Below are 14,959 nucleotides of genomic sequence, written 5' to 3'. Positions count from 1 at the left end.
TCGGGAGGGGCCTCTTCGCGTGCCGGGCACCGGTGCGGGTCAGGAGGTCGTGACGGCCTCCAGCTCGGCGACGATTTCGGACGCGGTCACGTCGTCCAGTTCGCCGAACCGGTGGTGGACGTCGGTTTTCCAGCCATGGAAGTCGCCCGGCTCGTCGGCGAGCCAGACGGTGCGGAGGACCTGGTCGTCATTGCCGTCGCCCCAGCCGACCTGGATCCCCGGGTCGAGTTCGACCACCAGATGGAGCCCGCCGGGGACGGGACGGGAGATCCAGCGTTCGGTGCCGTTGTCCATGGGGGTTCCGCGCTGCCAGCCGCGCCGCTCCAGCCCGACGACCTTGCCCCATTCGGCGGTCCGCTTCTCCAGCCGCACCAGCCGGGACGCCGCGCGCTCGTCGTCGGTGAGCCGGTGCACGTCCCGTCCGAGCTGTGGAAAGGGCTGCATGATCTCGTAGTCGGCGAAGACCTCCGACCAGGCGGGGAGCGCGTCGCCGAGGGAGAGCGGGTGCGCCACCCTGATGTGCGCGGTGTCGGGCGGGACCAGTTCGTCGTCGTGGACGTCGGCGTAGGTGCGGTCCTCGGCGAGCCGGAACGCGGTGACCTCCGTGCCGGTGTCGACGAGCCACACGAGGCGGCGCACGATGTGCCACATCAGCGGGTGGTCGACCAGCAGGTCGCGGAACTCGCGCGGGGTCCAGCGGCGGCCGGTCGTCATCGCCAGTTCCAGCCGCCGGACCTGGTTCGGCATGGTCGCCCGGACGTCCTTCTTGAACTGCGTGAACGCGGCGTGGGCGGCGGGCGCGAGGTCCGGGTCGTCCTTGGCGCCGGGCTTGGGCAGGGCGGCGCGGCGGCGGCCCGTCTCGTCCGTCACGAACGGCTTGAGCTGCTCGTCGAAGCCGACGACGAAGCGGCGGGGGCCGTAGTCGAGCGTCATGCCGCCGTCGCCGTCGAGGCCGATGCCGGGGACGAGCCGGTCGGCGAGTTGCTCGCCGGTCAGGCCGAGCCGTGCGGCGACCTCCTGGATCTTCTCCCCGGCCCGCTGCTTGATCGCCTTGAACGGGGCCTTGTGGGAGATGCCGTCGAGCAGCATCAGCGAGGTCTCCGTGCCGATCATGGCGAGGACGTCCAGGCCCTTGACGGCCTTGTGGTGGCCGTTCTCGCCGGGCCAGGCGCGGATGACCGGGGCGAGGCGCCGTGCGGCGTCGTCGTCGCCGAGCCAGCCGACCGCCGTCAGCGCCCACGCGTCCTCGGAGCGTTCGCCGAACTGGCGCCACCGCTCGAACAGCGCCCAGGCGAACGCGGCCGGCGACTCGGCGTCGCAGGCTCGCCTGACGGCGTCCAGGCCGGGGTCGGGGTCGTCCGGCGGGGACATCGCGAGGATCGTCAGCAGATGCGGGACGGTCGAGAGCGGCAGCGTGCGCCCGCCGTCCGCCAGCCGGATCCGGGGCAGGACGGCCGGGTCGGCGAACGGCCCGACCTCGGGGATCTTCCGTGGGACGAGTTCCTCGGGGTCGCGCTCCAGCAGCACCGCCATCGCGTCGCCCGCCTCGTCGCGCCGCTCGCGCGCGACCCGGACGACGGTGTCGCGTCCCAGGTCCCGGGCGAGGGCGTGCAGGGCGTACTCGGCCGCGTCGCGTCGCTTGCCGGGCTTGCCGAACGCGGCGGGGAGGAGCAGGCGCACGGCCTGGGGCCCGTGCCTGCGCAGCCACGCCTCCGCGTGCGGGCGGCCCGCCTTGACGCGCAGCAGCCAGTCCGCGGCCAGTTCGGCGACCGGTTCCGCCGCGAACGGGACGACCACGTGCCCGCAGGCCGCCGGCCTGCTCCGGGCGCCCTTCACGACGGCGGTGAGCGCGTCCAGCCCGAACCGCTCGGCGAGCCTGGGCACCCACTTCTCGGGTTCCCGGTCCGCGCCGTACTGCTCCTTAGGCGGATACCAGCCCGCGACCAGATGCCGGACCTCCTCGACAGGGGCGTGTCCGAACAGGGCCACCTGCTCGTAACTCCGGAGCCGCCCCGCCTCGAAGTCCGCGATCCGTCCGTCCCACGGCCCGGTCATCTCGCCTTCGTGGCTCCAGCCGGCCGGAACCGGGAGCCCGTACGCGGTCCGCGTCTCACGTTCGTGCTCGTCTTCGTCTTCGGCCCAGACGAGAGTGGGCTCGGGGGCTTTCAGGCCCTTGATGACGATCGGCTCCGGCTTCTTCTGCTCTCGGGCCCAGGGCGGGTCGGTCAGCACGCCGGGCAGATCCGACGGGTCGGCGTCGGGGGTCTGGTCGAGGCCCGCGATGGTCCGTTCGACCATCGCCCGGACGTCCTCGCCGAGCGTGGGCGGCGCTGCCCGGATCACGTCGAGGTTGGCGCGCACATGCCCTTCGAGCAGCTCCGAGTCCTCTTCGGCGACCAGTTCCCGGACGGCCCGGATCGGGAACCGCTTCATCGCCTTCATCAGCTCGCCGCTCACGTGCGTGTTGGAACGTCGCCGGAGCAGCGCGCGGAGCGCCTCGTCGGACGGCAGGCGGCCCAGGACGTCAAGCAGCGCGTCCCGTCGCCGCGGGGAGTCGAGGTGCTCGTCGAGCGCGGGGACCAGGAGCGCCACGGCGGCGGGGCCGAGACCGTCCGCCAGGGCGTGCAGATTGTCCGGCACGTAGCAGTCCGCCGCGGTCAGCGTCGCCCTGTGGCCGAGAAGTTCGAGGTGCGCGGACGACCCCAGGCACCTGAACAGCACGTCGCGCGGCACCCCGTCGGGATGCCCGCAGAGGTCGGTCACCCAGTCGTCCTGAGTCGGGACCAGATAGGCGGTCAGGAGCCGCTGCCGGTACGAGCCCCGCCGCTCGGCGAGCCGTTCGACGGCCTTGGCGTACTCCTCCTCGGTCGCGGCGGCCAGCATCGAGCGGACGCGCAGAGCACCGTCCGGAAGCGCCCGGACGCCGCGTTTCCCCGGCTCGACGGGGCGGACGATCGTGGTCCGCCGTCCGTCCCGCATCGGCCCGGCCGCGTGGGCCTCCAGGCCCCACCTGTCGGTGAGCGCGCAGGCGGCGAACACGACGCCGTGCTCATAGGCCCACGCGTCCACGTAGTCCTGGTGCTCGCGCGACCAGACCGACTCGCCCGCCGTGATCAGCGACAGGACGGCCGCGCCGCGCGGATCCGGCTCGCCGCCGAGCCGGGCCCGCGCCGCCGCGGCGAGCACCGCCCCGGTTTCCGGTTCGCTCAGGGCCCGCTCGATCTGGTCGCGTGCCTCGTCGACGGCCCGCGCGACGACCTTGCTCGCCTCCGCGTCCAGCGTGATCTCCGGACCGGGCGCGCCATCGCGCCGCGGGTGGAGCCCAGCACGCCACCGCTCCGGCACGACCAGCACGTCTTCGTCGGGAAGCCGAACAAGATGATCATCCATGCCCGCCGACGCTAACAGCGCCCCCCGACACACCGCCGGAATTCCGCCCACACCGTCACGCCCTGATGCAAACCCACCGCTCGCGACAGCGCCCAGGGCGTCCTGGGTCTGGCCGACCGGCACGACGCCGACCGGCTGGAGGCCGCCTGCGCCAGGGCGCTGGCCGCCGACGACCCGTCCTACCGGACCGTCAAAGGCATTCTGGCCGCCGCACCCGAGCACGGGGCCCACATCAGCGAACACACCGGCGAACGCACCGACCAGGACGCCGGCGACGGCGGAGCGGCGGCGTTCCTGCGCGGCCCGCGGGGCCTGTTCGCCGACAACGTCGTCCCGCTGTCGGCGGCACGGTCAGCCGAAGCGTCCTGACCGTCCTGTGACAGCCCTGCTCGCCAGCGGGAGAACACAGGTGCCCGGCGTGGGGGCCGGGCGCCCGCAACAGACATCAGACAACAGATAAGGATACGGACTCATGACCAGCCAGTTCGAGACCGGCGCACTGGACAAGGCGCTGCGGAAGCTGAAGCTGTCGGGGATGCTGGAGACTGGACGCCCGCCTGAGCCAGGCCCGCGCCGGAGATCTGGGGCACGTGGAGTTCCTGTTGGCGCTGTGTGAGGACGAGATCAGCCGCCGCGAGGCCACGGCCATGCTCCGGCGCCGGCGCCGCGCCAAGTTCGAAGACCAAGTCACCCTGGAAGGGTTCGACTTCAAGGCCTCCAACAAGATCCCCGCCGCGGTGATCCGGGACCTGGCCACCTTGCACTGGCTGCACGAGGGCAGCTCGATCATCCTGTATGGCCCGGTTGGGGTGGGTAAGCCCCACGTCGCCCAGTCGCTGGGGCAGTTGGTCATCCGCGCCGGACACGGCGTCCGGTTCATCAAAGCCTCCCGCGCCCTGGCGCACCTATCCGGCGGCCATGCCGATGGGTCTTGGTCCAAGCGGCTGGCCGAACTCGCCCGCCCCGCCGTGCTCATCCTGGACGACTGGGCGATGCGCGAGCTCAAGGCCACCCAGGCCGACGATCTGTATGAGCTGGTCAGCGAACGCGCCGTCGCCCGCAAACCGCTGATCTTGACCTCCAACCGGGCCTCCAAGGACTGGTATCCGCTGTTCCCGAACAAGGTCGTCGGCGAGTCCCTGCTGGACCGGCTGATCAACAACTCCTACCGGGTGTTCATGGACGGCCCCAGCTACCGGCCCGACAAACGCCCCCCACACACCCCACGGCATCCGCCGGTCACCGCCAAGAAGCCCGATGAGCACCGACCGATGCCTTGCTGGAGCGGGCCGTCGCTCTGCTCACCCCGCGAGCGCCCCCGATGACTCCGGGGCCTGCTGCCACCAGGCCCACCAGACCCAGCACTGGCGCGACGCGGTACTCGTCGTCGGCTGGCTCTGCGACCTGGCCACCGGCCTGAACCGGCGAAGCCACCCCGCCCTGGACACCGCAACCGCCGAACTGGACATTCGGCGCCGGGGATGGAGGGCGAGCGATACAGCGGCCAAGCCTCATGGCTCAAGGACAACACTGAGACCGCGCGCCATGCGGCCGCAGCCGACTCCATCGGCTAGAAAGCAAACATCGTCGGATGGCTCAAATCAGCCATCCGACGATGCGGCGCCCTCCTCAAAGGGCTGTAAGCTTCCCCGCCGGTCGACAGGTAAGCGACGTCAGTGGATTTCGAAGAGGTCCAGGAGGTCCTGCCGAGCCTCCTCTTCGGTGAGGTCACCATCAGGCATGGCCCACCGTCCCCAGCACTCGACAGCCTCGACCAGGTCCGAGCCGATCTGCTCGATGGTGGGGCCCTGCTGCCGGATCCAGAGGTACGCCTCCGGCGTGCACAGGCCACTGTCCATGACCAAGTCCTTGAAGCCCTCCAAGGACCCGTCGAGCTCGATCACCTTGTCCCGATAGTCCTGGTGCTCCGGGTCGTTCAAGTACTCACGGTAATGAAAGTACAGCCCGTAACCCATCTCATGCTCCCCAGTTTGCGTCTGACTTCTCAGCCATCACCGTCCGCAGTGACGCGAGATCGGCAAGACGCGCGAGACCGAGGTCCAGAACCTCTCGTCCGATGCAATAGCTTGATCGCGACCTGCAAGTCACTGCTCAATTCCGTGATCGGCAATCGTGCTCAATTGGCTGATCTCGGTGGGTGGCGAGAGATCCGGAAGGGCCCTGCCCCGCGAAACCTCCAGGCGAGGGCATCGTCGGGCAGGGCGTATCGCATTTCCTCGGCCCGGACGCAGACGTGCCACCGCTGCTCGGCGGACAGGCGTCGGACGTCCCAGAGCAGGGCCGCCGTGTCGGCGGCCGCGGGGTCCTCGGGGGGAGACCCGTCCGGCAGCGGGATGCCGGTGATCGCGGCGAGAGCACCGGCGGGCATGTCGATCAGCGTGGACAGGTCGGCCAGCCTGTCCGGGGTCAGTTCGACCCTGCCCTCTCCGATCATCACGACCGTGACCGCGGACACGTACATGCGGCCGTTCGAGCAGTAGGCAAGAGCCTTGGCCGCGTTGCCCCAGGCCAGATTCCGATTCGCGTACAGCATGTTCGCGACCAGGGCCCCGAACCCCGCCTTACGCGGGTCGAACCATTTCCTCGGCACGTACGGGTCTCGGCGCGGCATCTGCGGCAGTTCTCGCACCAGTCGGCGCAACTCGGATCGCTGGTCCGCCGGAAGGCATATCGCATATCCCACCAGGTGATCGATGTACCGCCTGGCGGACGCGTCCAGGGGGGCCAGGCCATCCGGCACCTTTTGACCGGCCATCGCGAACAGGTCGGCCTTATGCAGCTCCAATGCCGGGGCCAATGCCTTGAGCAGTCCAGGGCCGGGCTGGAGGCCGTCAACGACATTTCGCAGTTCAGCCTCGGAGACCCCAGCGGCCTGCGACAGCCGACCGACATCCGACTTTCGGTGGTCGAGCAGCCGTTCCAGAAGCACGCCGAAAGGGGGAACCTCACCACCTCAGGCTACGCGTCTCGGGCGGCGAGAGTTCGAGAGAGCCGGACCATCTTGGCGCCGCCCCAGCAGGAGCGCTGTTGGGATGCGGCTTGACCCTCACGTTACGTGAGGGTCGAAGGTGTGGTGTATGAGCGAGAACTTCAACGCGTTCGAGATGAGTCCCGTGCCCGCTCCCGGCCCGGATGCGGTTCCGCCGGAGCCGTTCCGCGGCATCTACGGAATGCCCGCGTTCGCGACGGTCCCCACGAGCGATCTGGCGGAGTCGGTGGACTTCTGGATCCGCGGGCTCGGATTCTTCGAGCTGTTCGGCATACCCGGCAGGCTCGTGCATCTGCGCCGCTGGGCATTCCAGGACGTACTCCTCGTATCGGCGGAGAGCGTTCCGGAGCAGGCACCGGCGGTGAGCTTCAGTTTCGCGTGCGTGCTCAGCCAGGTCGATTCCCTCGTCGAGGACTGTCGCGCGTTGCGTCCGGACTCGGTCGACGGTCCCCGGGACACTCCCTGGAACACCCGCGATGGGGAGGTGATCACCCCCGAGAACGCACGGATCGTCTTCACCGCGGCGAAGCCCTTTGATCCGGCCAGTCGGGAGGCGCGGAACCTCGAAGCCGTCGGGATCACCCCGCCGGGCGTCGGCCGCGACAATGAGGAGCATGCCTGATGCCACAGACGCCGATGGCCTGACCGTCGGTCAGGCCGACTGGGCAAGGCAGTGCGTGAGCGGCGCCTGGCGCTTGGACGCGACTCTTGAGGTGACCTTCGTTCCGCACGCGGCCTGAGGCTCCACGATCCCTCCGGCGGCGGCCGAGTTCGCGTCGTCGCGCGGGGGTAGCCACGCCGCACCGGCGGCCGGAGCGCCACCGCGAGCGAGTCCAGATACTGGACGGCGGTCGCCCGCCTCAGCCGAGGCTGCCGGTGCAGGACGCGCTTGATCCGCGGGTCAGCATTTCGCCCACGTGATCTTCCCGCCCTCCAGCAGTGGCCGCGTCCCCCACGCGACGGCGAGCTGCGACACCATGAACAGCCCTCGCCCGCACGTCGCCGCGTGGTCCTCCGGCTGGATTTCGGGCCGCCCCTTCCCGCCGTCCCACACCTCGATGACGGGACGGCCGTCACGCTCGTCCCGCACCACCCGGACGACGATCGGCCCTTCGCCGTGCATCAGCGAGTTCGTGACGAGCTCGGAGACGACGACCCGCACATCCGAGTCGTCCGCGATACCCCACTCCCGGAACCACTCGGCGACGAACCGCCGAGCCAACGCCGGCGCCCGATCGGCCGGTTCGAGGACGAGCGTCGGCACCCCAGGCGCAACGGCTGTCGGATGCATCAGGCACCACCTTTGGCATCGTGTCGGATTTCGGCTGACACCACCGAACTGCATCGGCGACACTCTGTGTGACAAGGCGATGTCATCTGCGTAATCACGCCTGTAGTGGTTGAGAGTGACTTGCGGCTGCTTGCGGGGGAGCGCAGATCGGTTGTGAAAGGACTGTGAGGACCGTGGCCCGCAAGCCCCAGCGGACTTTCCAGGCCGTCAGCCCGACCCTGATCGCCTACGGCAATCAGGTGCGCTTCTACCGTGAGCGCACGGGGCTCAGCCAAGATCGTCTAGGGGAGCGCTTCCCTGTCAGCGGCTCATACATCGGCCAGATCGAGACCGGCAAGACCCGCTGCACGATTGAATTCGCCCAGCAACTCGACGAGATCGTTGGCGCTGAGGGTTGCCTCATGCGGCTCTGGAAGGACCTTGTCCAGGACGCTGCTTACCCAACGTGGTTCGACTGGCCCCCCATAGAGCGCGAGGCCGCGATGGTCCAAGCGTTCGAGCTCTCCGTGGTGCACGGTCTGCTGCAGACCCCCAAATACGCGATGGCCCTGCTCGACGACGAAGCCGCCGTCTCGGCCCGCATGGCGCGCCAAAGCATTCTGACGCGGGAGAACCCGTCTCCACCGGCGCTTTCCGTCCTGCTGGATGAGAGTGTCCTCACGCGTGACGTGGGCGGCCCTGAGATCATGAGGGAACAGCTTGAGCAACTGATCCTGCTGCAGAGAAGGCGGCTCACGGTCCAGGTAGTGCCCGCAGAGATACACGACGGTCTGTCTGGCTCATTCATCCTCGCGACAATGGCCGACCGCAGTGAGGTAGCTTATGTGGAGACTGCTCTGCGCGGCATGACCATGGCCGGTGCAGCGGACATTGCGAAGCTATCCGAGGCGCTGGTTTCTCTTCGTGCCAGCGCTTATTCGGTAAGAGAGTCCATTGAGCTGATTCGTAAGGTGGTTGAGGAGAAATGGACCTGAGCAATGCTCTGTGGCGTAAGAGTAGCCGCAGCACCAACAACGGGGGTGCGTGCGTTGAGTTGGCTTCCGGCCGGGGGATGGTTGCCGTGCGGGACAGCAAGAATCCAGACGGTCCAAAGCTTTTGGTGACCCGGAAGGCGTTCGCGTCGCTGCTGTCCGACCTCAAGCGGTAGTCCCGGTCGTGGACGAGTCATAAAGGTTCCGAGGACGACGCCGGTGAAACGCAGTCACGCCGTGGCTGAGGCTGTTTGAGACACGGTTCAGTACTGGGCGTCCAAGATGCGTCCGTCCGCGGTGCCGATGAGGACGCGGCCGTCTTCTGGTATCGCGAGCGATGTCCCGGAGGTCGGCATACCGTGGAAGGTCAGTGACTGCCTCCAGCGGGGCCTGCCGTCCGCGGCGCCCAAGGCGACGACCTCGCCCGAGTCCAGCGCCACGAGGACGGTGTCCTCGGCGGCGTCCATCGCCGTGACGACGGCTTCGCATTCGAAGACCCATTCGGGCTCGCCGTCCGCCCGCCGCCGCACCACGAACGCCTCGATCCGGCGGTGACCGGAGGGGACGACGGTGCCGGCATGGACCAGCGCGTCCGGCAACCGGACGCCGGGGCCACCGGAGATCCGGATACCGCGTCCGGCGTCCCAGTCCAGGGGGAACAGCGGCCGGACCATGCCGGAAGGGTCCAGGGCCGCGATCCACACGCCTTGCGGTGTGGGCTGGAGGAACAGCAACTCCGGGCTCCGGCGGACGACGAAGGTGGTGTTGGCGAACTCGTACTGGCCCAGGTCGAGGGGCGCCGACTCCTGCTGATCAGGGGACACCAGGGTGGTGCCGGCCTCGGTGGGGGCGTGCCGGGTGTCCAGCAGCATCACCCAGCCGTCCTGCCTCCCGGTCACCGCGACAGGGGTCTTCGAGCCGGCGGGACGCAGGACCTCGCCGTTCTGGAGCGACAGGAGTTCTACGCCGTTCGGCCGGTACCGCACGCGGGGTCCATCCCAGCCGGGCGCCCACTGGATCTCCACCCATGCCGCCTGCTGGTCCGGCGTGACGACGATCCGCCTGCCACCACCACCCGGCACCGGCGCCACCCATTCCCGCAGACCGGACGGCAGCCACGACTCCAGCCGCACGCCGTCCAGCGCGGCCAGGACCCGGCCGTCGCGTAGAGGCTCCACCGCCCGGACCTGGCGGCGCGGCGTGAAAGTCATGTTCCGGCACGCCGCGCTGAGCGATTCCAGGGTGCGCAGTGCCGCCTCCGAAGCGCCCGGGGGCACCGACGGCACGCGTTCTCCGGCCAGCTCGGCCGGGCCGATCGCCTTGGCGGGCAGGGCCGTCCAGTCGTCACGGGCGATGGACGCGGCGAAACCCCAGGTGTCGCCCTTGCCGCTCTCATCGTCGGTCGCGGCCAGGACCAGGTCGAGGCGGCGTTCGTTCAGCCACCGCGCGGACCGCACCTCCCGGGCCGGGGCGAACGCGGAGACGGTCTCACCCGAGAGCAGGTCGAGCAGGAGCAGTTCGCCTTCGTAGAAGAAGCCGCCGTCGTAGCTTCCGGTGCCGATGGCCGCCAGCGGCAGCACCGGATGGAACGCGATCGTGTTGACCGGCCACCGCGACGGAATCAGGGAGCGGCAGCGCAGGCCGTCCAGGTCGTAGACCCCGATGTGGCGAGTGCTCCGCCCGCTGGTGAGGGTGCCGGGCTGCCACCCGGGCGGGCCGACCCTGCCGCCGGCGACGACGACCCCCCGCAACTCGCTGACGGCCGCAACCGACGGAAAACCGATCTCGGCGAAGGGACGGTCGCCGAGGACACGATCGACGATCAGCGAATCCGGCACGGGCGCCCTCCGGGATTGGCCAGTCGGACCATCCTCGCAGTTGTTTCAGAACGGCGAACGGCTCAGGCCTTCGGCGCCTGGAAGAGCGGGGCGATGAAGGCGTCCACTTGGCGGCGGTCGTAGCCGCGCATCACCACGTCGAAGGCGGGACGTTCGATCTCCGCTGGACTCTCGGCGTCCACCAGTTCGGCGACCTTGTGGAGATACGCGTCGACCTGCATTCGGTGGTAGCCCTTCATTTTCAGGCGGAAAGGCGGTGGAGAACCGGACTGGAACGCCTTCAACTGCGCCACTCGCTCGGACCCGAGCTCTTGCCACGTCATGAAGGGAACGTAGCAGCGGGACGGGGATACAGGCGGGCCCGCGGCTTTCAGGCTCCCTCAGGCGAAATCCTCGGCGGTGATTCCGTCGGGATGTCCGGGGGGCCACTGCACCAGCTCGATCCTGTAGCCGTCGGGGTCTGTGAGCCATGAGACCTGGGGGCCGTCCGGCCCGCCGGGGCGTTCCACCGGGCCGGGACGCAGCCCCGCCTGCGACAGCGCCTCGACGGTGGCGGCGAGGTCATCGACCTGGACGGGGAGGTGGCTGAACCCGGTGCCGAGGTCCACCGGGCCGTCGGCCGGACGGTAGACCAGCTCCAGCGTGACCACCTCTTCCGTCGGAAACTTGAGCATGGCCAGAGTCGTGCCGCCGCCGACGTCCACGCTCCCGACGAGCTCGTACCCGAGCGCGGTGTAGAAGCCGAGGGAGACCGACAGGTCCGTGACCCGATATGCCGGGTGGAGCGTCTTCACCCGTCGACCGTAGCTCGGATGCGTATGGGCGACGGTCCGCTCCCACGTGGCGGGTGGCTCCTCGGATGGGTTCTCCGTGTGACAAGCCCGACAAATCGTTGGCACGGCCAATGAATGTGTTATCGTTGGTGATGCCAACGTTGGCCGTTCCAATGTTCGGCGGTCGAACCGATCCCATGGAGGCAAGGCCATGATCAAGCCGTTCCGCATCGATGTCCCCCAGGCCGACCTCGACGACCTGATCGACCGGCTCGCCCGCACCCGGTGGCCCAACGAGGTCGCCGACGCCGGGTGGGACTACGGCTTCCCGCTGGCGCGCCTCAAGGAGCTGGCCGAACACTGGCGCACCGGCTACGACTGGCGCGGGCACGAGGCCGAGCTCAACGAGCTTCCGCACTTCACGACCGAGATCGAGGGCCAGAACATTCACTTCGTCCATGTCCGGTCTTCGAATCCGGACGCGTTCGCGCTGATCCTCACCCACGGCTGGCCGGGTTCGTTCCTGGAGTTCCTCGACGTGATCGAGCCGCTTTCGCGCGACTTCCACCTGGTGATTCCGTCCATCCCGGGTTACGGCTTCTCCGGGCCGACCCACGAGCGCGGCTGGGACGCCGCCCGGATCGCGCGAGCCTGGGCCGAGCTGATGAGCCGTCTCGGGTACGAGCGCTACGGCGCGCAGGGCGGCGACTTCGGCGCGGGCATATCACTGGCGCTCGGCGCGGTGGCGCCCGAGCGGGTCGTCGGGGCGCACGTCAACTACCTGCCGACCCGGCCCGACCCCGACGCCGGCATCCAACTGTCTGCGACCGATGAGGCCCGGCTGGACAAGGTCAGGCAGCTGATGGCGAATCGTCCGCCCTACCAGGCGTTGCAGGCCCTCACCCCCCAGACCATCGGCTACGCGCTGACCGACTCGCCGGTCGGCCAGCTGGTCTGGATCGCCGAGCGCTTCGCGCAGTGGACGGACCCCCGCTCACAGATCAGCGACGATCGGATGCTCACCGACATCTCGCTGTACTGGCTGACCGCCACCGCGGCTTCCTCGGCGCGGCTGCACCACGATGCCGCGCGGGGGCGGACCGTGCAGTGCCCGGTTCCGGTCGGCGTTGCGGTGTTCGCGCACGACATCACGCAGTCGGTGCGCCCCCTGGCCGAGCGGCTGTACGACATCAGGCACTGGTCGGAGTTCGACCGCGGCGGCCACTTCGCCGCGATGGAGGTGCCGGAGCTGCTCGCCGAGGACGTCCGGGATTTCTTCCTCACCCTCCTCAAGCACGACGACCAGGCCGCCGCCCACTAGGCGGGTGTGGGGCAAATCGACAGGGCCGTGGCGTGCATGCCACGGCCCTTGGGCTTCCTGAGTGTTTGATCAACCGGTGGCGTCGCGTTCGGTGAAGACCTCGCGGGCGGCGGTGATGCCGTTGAGGGCGGCGGGGAAGCCGGCGTAGACGGCCATCTGGGTGATGGTCTCGATGACTTCCTGGCGCGTGCCGCCGGTGTTCAGCATGCCGTGGATGTGGACGCGCAACTGGGGCGCGACGGTGCCGAGCGCGGTGCAGGCGGCCACGGTGGCCAGTTCTCTGGTCTTCAGGTCCAGGCCGGTGCGCGAGTAGATGTCGCCGAAACAGAACTCGATGATGTAGCGGCCCAGGTCGGGAGCGATGTCCTGCAGGGAGGCGACGACCTGCTCCCCGGCGTGGCCGTCGATGTGCCGCAGTGCTTCCAGGCCGCGGGCGTAGCGGTCCCGGCTCGTCTCGTTCGGGTGGTCCTCGCCGGTGTCGTCGTCGCCGGCTTCGGGATGGGCGGCGAACGCCTGCCGGGCGACGGTCAGGCCGTTGAGGGCGGCGGGGATACCGGCGTAGACCGCTATATGCATGATCGTCTCGACGATCTCGCGGCGGGCGGCGCCGGCCTTGAGCGCGCCGCCGATGTGGAAGCGAAGCTGCGGGGCGGCGGTGCCGAGCGCGGTGAGTGCGGCCACGTTGGCGAGCTGCCGCTGCCGCAGGGTGAGGCCGGGCCGGTTGTAGATGTCGCCGTAGCCGAACTCGACGGTCAGGCGCCCCAGGTCAGGTGCGATGTCGTCCAAGCCGTCGATGACGGCGGTGTCGCCGATCTGGGTGAGCAGCGCCAGGCCGCGCTCGTAGCGGCTGTCGGTGGTGGAGGCGGAGGACAAAAAGGGCCCCTTAGTGGTAAACGGAACGTTTCGTAACGTTAGGCAAGAGTATGGCGACCTGCCGAGGCCTGTCAAAACGAAACGTAACGTCACGTCGTGCGGTAGGCTCCGGGCATGTCCGCCGCCACCCGTGTCCCCGATCCGGCCCGCCGCAACCGGCGCTCGCACCGCGCCATCCTGGACGCGACCTTCGACCTCGTCGCCCGCAAGGGCTACGCCAAGGTGACCATCGAGGGCATCGCGGCCGCGGCCAAGGTCGGCAAGCCCACCATCTACCGCTGGTGGCCCTCCAAGGGGGCACTGGCGCTGGACGCCGTCATCGACCGGATAGGCCACGCCCTGGACTTCCCCGACACCGGCGACATCACCGCCGACCTCGTCCAGCAGATCACCGAGGTCGTCACGCTGTTCTCCAGCGACGTCGGCGTCCTGCTGCGCGGCGTGATCGCCGAAGGGCAGAGCGACCCGGACGTCGCCGCCGCCGTGCGCGACCGCTTCATCGAACCGCGCATCCGCGCCTGCCGGCAGCGCTTGGACACCGCCGTCACCGCCGGGCAGTTGCGGGCCGGCGTCCCCACCCGCTCCATGGTCGAGTCGCTTTACGGCGCGGTCTACTACCGGCTCCTGCTCGGCACGGACGCCCTCACCGCCGCGGACGTCCCCGCGATGGTCGACAACGTGATCACCGGCCTGGCGCCGCGACCGGCGCGGAATGGCGCCCCTGGCCCGTCGGCCGACTGAGGTCTAGGGCTCATCGGTGTTCCGTCCGACGGCGGGGTGAAGGACATCACTGTCGCATTGCGCCTGGGAAATTGCGGATTGTCGGTAGGTGCGGACGGTCTCACTCTTGACGAGGCCAGCCGCAGCGCACGCCACTGGCACAACTAGGCGCAGAAGCGCGGTCGCGCGGTAATAGAACGGTTCTGGCCCCGCACGACGTGCGGGGCCAGAAATATGCCTCGCCGCAATTCCTTACGGCTCACGCTTGCCGGTTCCTGAGCGGCCTGGTCGCCTGTTTGGCCAGGCACGACGGGATTCCCGCCGTCGCGTCCGCCGCCTTGGTCCGGTAGGCGCTCGGCGGCATCCCGACCAGTTCGGTGAAGCGGGTGCTGAAGGTTCCGAGGGACGAGCAGCCGACCGCGAAGCAGACCTCGGTGACGCTGAGGTCGCCCCGGCGCAGCAGCGCCATCGCGCGTTCGATGCGTCGCGTCATCAGGTACGAATACGGCGATTCGCCGTAGGCGCGGCGGAACTCGCGGCTGAGGTGCCCCGCCGACATGTGCACGCCGCGGGCGAGCGCCTCGACGTCCAGGGGCTGCGTGTACTCCCGGTCCATCCGGTCGCGGACGCGGCGCAGCAGCGCGAGGAGGCGGAGGCGCTCCGGGGGCACGGGCCCCCCGGGCGCTCGGTGGTCGGCTTGCACGTCTGTATTGTCCCGAGTCGACTCCCGGCTCGTCCACTCCGGGCCCGCGGAGTGGACGAGCCGAGCCGG

The 14,959-nt window shown here is 69.4% G+C and carries 15 protein-coding genes and 1 pseudogene; 7 read left to right on the top strand and 9 right to left on the bottom strand.

Translation table 11 applies throughout. The features are described 5' to 3' along the window. Window positions 1–39: 39 nt before the first annotated feature. Window positions 40–3,390: a DUF4132 domain-containing protein gene (locus ACQPXG_RS42200; protein WP_433464743.1), complete on the bottom strand. Its 3,351-nt coding sequence runs from the start codon at window positions 3,388–3,390 to the stop codon at window positions 40–42. An 87-nt stretch (window positions 3,391–3,477) separates the two neighbouring features. On the opposite strand from ACQPXG_RS42200, the pseudogene ACQPXG_RS42195 reads away from it, so the two are divergent. Beyond that, a pseudogene (locus ACQPXG_RS42195) lies at window positions 3,478–3,759 on the top strand (hypothetical protein); the annotation flags it as partial. A 176-nt stretch (window positions 3,760–3,935) separates the two neighbouring features. Next, window positions 3,936–4,715, top strand: coding sequence for an IS21-like element helper ATPase IstB (gene istB, locus ACQPXG_RS42190; protein WP_433470150.1), 780 nt, complete (start codon window positions 3,936–3,938; stop codon window positions 4,713–4,715). 348 nt (window positions 4,716–5,063) lie between these two features. Here istB and ACQPXG_RS42185 read toward each other — a convergent pair whose 3' ends face one another. After that, entirely contained in the window at window positions 5,064–5,330 is a 267-nt protein-coding gene (locus ACQPXG_RS42185) for a hypothetical protein (protein WP_433464742.1), read from the bottom strand. 197 nt (window positions 5,331–5,527) lie between these two features. Next, the gene (locus ACQPXG_RS42180) at window positions 5,528–6,340 is read right to left on the bottom strand and encodes a hypothetical protein (RefSeq protein WP_433464741.1); all 813 of its coding nucleotides are present in this window, start codon (window positions 6,338–6,340) and stop codon (window positions 5,528–5,530) included. Window positions 6,341–6,488: 148 nt separating this feature from the next. On the opposite strand from ACQPXG_RS42180, the gene ACQPXG_RS42175 reads away from it, so the two are divergent. Beyond that, window positions 6,489–7,022, top strand: coding sequence for a VOC family protein (locus tag ACQPXG_RS42175; RefSeq protein WP_433464740.1), 534 nt, complete (start codon window positions 6,489–6,491; stop codon window positions 7,020–7,022). A gap of 279 nt (window positions 7,023–7,301) precedes the next feature. Here ACQPXG_RS42175 and ACQPXG_RS42170 read toward each other — a convergent pair whose 3' ends face one another. Beyond that, the gene (locus ACQPXG_RS42170) at window positions 7,302–7,691 is read right to left on the bottom strand and encodes an ATP-binding protein (RefSeq protein ID WP_433464739.1); all 390 of its coding nucleotides are present in this window, start codon (window positions 7,689–7,691) and stop codon (window positions 7,302–7,304) included. A gap of 173 nt (window positions 7,692–7,864) precedes the next feature. Between ACQPXG_RS42170 and ACQPXG_RS42165 the strand changes: the two genes are divergently transcribed. Together ACQPXG_RS42165 and ACQPXG_RS42160 are read left to right on the top strand one after the other, a co-directional pair. After that, window positions 7,865–8,665 (top strand): helix-turn-helix domain-containing protein, encoded by an 801-nt coding sequence (locus tag ACQPXG_RS42165; protein ID WP_433464738.1) that lies wholly within the window; start codon window positions 7,865–7,867, stop codon window positions 8,663–8,665. Next, window positions 8,656–8,838 (top strand): DUF397 domain-containing protein, encoded by a 183-nt coding sequence (locus ACQPXG_RS42160; protein WP_433464737.1) that lies wholly within the window; start codon window positions 8,656–8,658, stop codon window positions 8,836–8,838. The genes ACQPXG_RS42165 and ACQPXG_RS42160 overlap by 10 nt, the downstream gene beginning before the upstream one ends. An 87-nt stretch (window positions 8,839–8,925) precedes the next feature. Here ACQPXG_RS42160 and ACQPXG_RS42155 read toward each other — a convergent pair whose 3' ends face one another. The 3 genes from ACQPXG_RS42155 to ACQPXG_RS42145 form a co-directional block, all read right to left on the bottom strand. Further along, window positions 8,926–10,500 (bottom strand): hypothetical protein, encoded by a 1,575-nt coding sequence (locus tag ACQPXG_RS42155; protein WP_433464736.1) that lies wholly within the window; start codon window positions 10,498–10,500, stop codon window positions 8,926–8,928. A gap of 62 nt (window positions 10,501–10,562) precedes the next feature. Next, a complete protein-coding gene (locus ACQPXG_RS42150; protein ID WP_433464735.1) occupies window positions 10,563–10,823 on the bottom strand; it encodes a DivIVA domain-containing protein in 261 nt (86 codons plus the stop codon). A gap of 57 nt (window positions 10,824–10,880) precedes the next feature. Next, window positions 10,881–11,294 carry a VOC family protein gene (locus tag ACQPXG_RS42145; RefSeq protein ID WP_433464734.1) on the bottom strand — a complete coding sequence of 138 codons (414 nt, stop codon included), beginning with the start codon at window positions 11,292–11,294 and terminating at the stop codon, window positions 10,881–10,883. Window positions 11,295–11,484: 190 nt separating this feature from the next. Here ACQPXG_RS42145 and ACQPXG_RS42140 point away from each other — a divergent pair, with 190 nt between their 5' ends. Then, window positions 11,485–12,594 carry an epoxide hydrolase family protein gene (locus tag ACQPXG_RS42140; protein WP_433464733.1) on the top strand — a complete coding sequence of 370 codons (1,110 nt, stop codon included), beginning with the start codon at window positions 11,485–11,487 and terminating at the stop codon, window positions 12,592–12,594. A gap of 69 nt (window positions 12,595–12,663) precedes the next feature. On the opposite strand, the gene ACQPXG_RS42135 is transcribed toward ACQPXG_RS42140, so the two are convergent. Next, complete coding sequence (locus ACQPXG_RS42135) at window positions 12,664–13,467, bottom strand: carboxymuconolactone decarboxylase family protein (RefSeq protein ID WP_433464732.1); 804 nt, start codon at window positions 13,465–13,467, stop codon at window positions 12,664–12,666. Between the two features lie 114 nt (window positions 13,468–13,581). Here ACQPXG_RS42135 and ACQPXG_RS42130 point away from each other — a divergent pair, with 114 nt between their 5' ends. Continuing rightward, window positions 13,582–14,208: a TetR/AcrR family transcriptional regulator gene (locus tag ACQPXG_RS42130; RefSeq protein WP_433464731.1), complete on the top strand. Its 627-nt coding sequence runs from the start codon at window positions 13,582–13,584 to the stop codon at window positions 14,206–14,208. Window positions 14,209–14,446: 238 nt separating this feature from the next. Here the strand turns inward: ACQPXG_RS42130 and ACQPXG_RS42125 are convergent, their stop codons facing one another. Next, a complete protein-coding gene (locus ACQPXG_RS42125; RefSeq protein ID WP_433470149.1) occupies window positions 14,447–14,803 on the bottom strand; it encodes a helix-turn-helix transcriptional regulator in 357 nt (118 codons plus the stop codon). Window positions 14,804–14,959: the final 156 nt, after the last annotated feature.

Origin of the sequence: Spirillospora sp. CA-128828 (assembly GCF_050945415.1) — a bacterium.
Taxonomy (GTDB): Bacteria; Actinomycetota; Actinomycetes; order Streptosporangiales; family Streptosporangiaceae; genus Spirillospora.
This window is presented reverse-complemented; position numbering and strand designations above follow the sequence as displayed.

Coding starts and splice junctions, on each gene's coding strand:
- ACQPXG_RS42200 (WP_433464743.1), bottom strand. CDS start 3,390: ATGGATGATCATCTTGTTCGGCTTCCCGACGAAGACGTGCTGGTCGTG.
- ACQPXG_RS42175 (WP_433464740.1), top strand. CDS start 6,489: ATGAGCGAGAACTTCAACGCGTTCGAGATGAGTCCCGTGCCCGCTCCC.
- ACQPXG_RS42170 (WP_433464739.1), bottom strand. CDS start 7,691: ATGCATCCGACAGCCGTTGCGCCTGGGGTGCCGACGCTCGTCCTCGAA.
- ACQPXG_RS42160 (WP_433464737.1), top strand. CDS start 8,656: ATGGACCTGAGCAATGCTCTGTGGCGTAAGAGTAGCCGCAGCACCAAC.
- ACQPXG_RS42150 (WP_433464735.1), bottom strand. CDS start 10,823: ATGACGTGGCAAGAGCTCGGGTCCGAGCGAGTGGCGCAGTTGAAGGCG.
- ACQPXG_RS42140 (WP_433464733.1), top strand. CDS start 11,485: ATGATCAAGCCGTTCCGCATCGATGTCCCCCAGGCCGACCTCGACGAC.
- ACQPXG_RS42130 (WP_433464731.1), top strand. CDS start 13,582: ATGTCCGCCGCCACCCGTGTCCCCGATCCGGCCCGCCGCAACCGGCGC.
- ACQPXG_RS42125 (WP_433470149.1), bottom strand. CDS start 14,803: ATGGACCGGGAGTACACGCAGCCCCTGGACGTCGAGGCGCTCGCCCGC.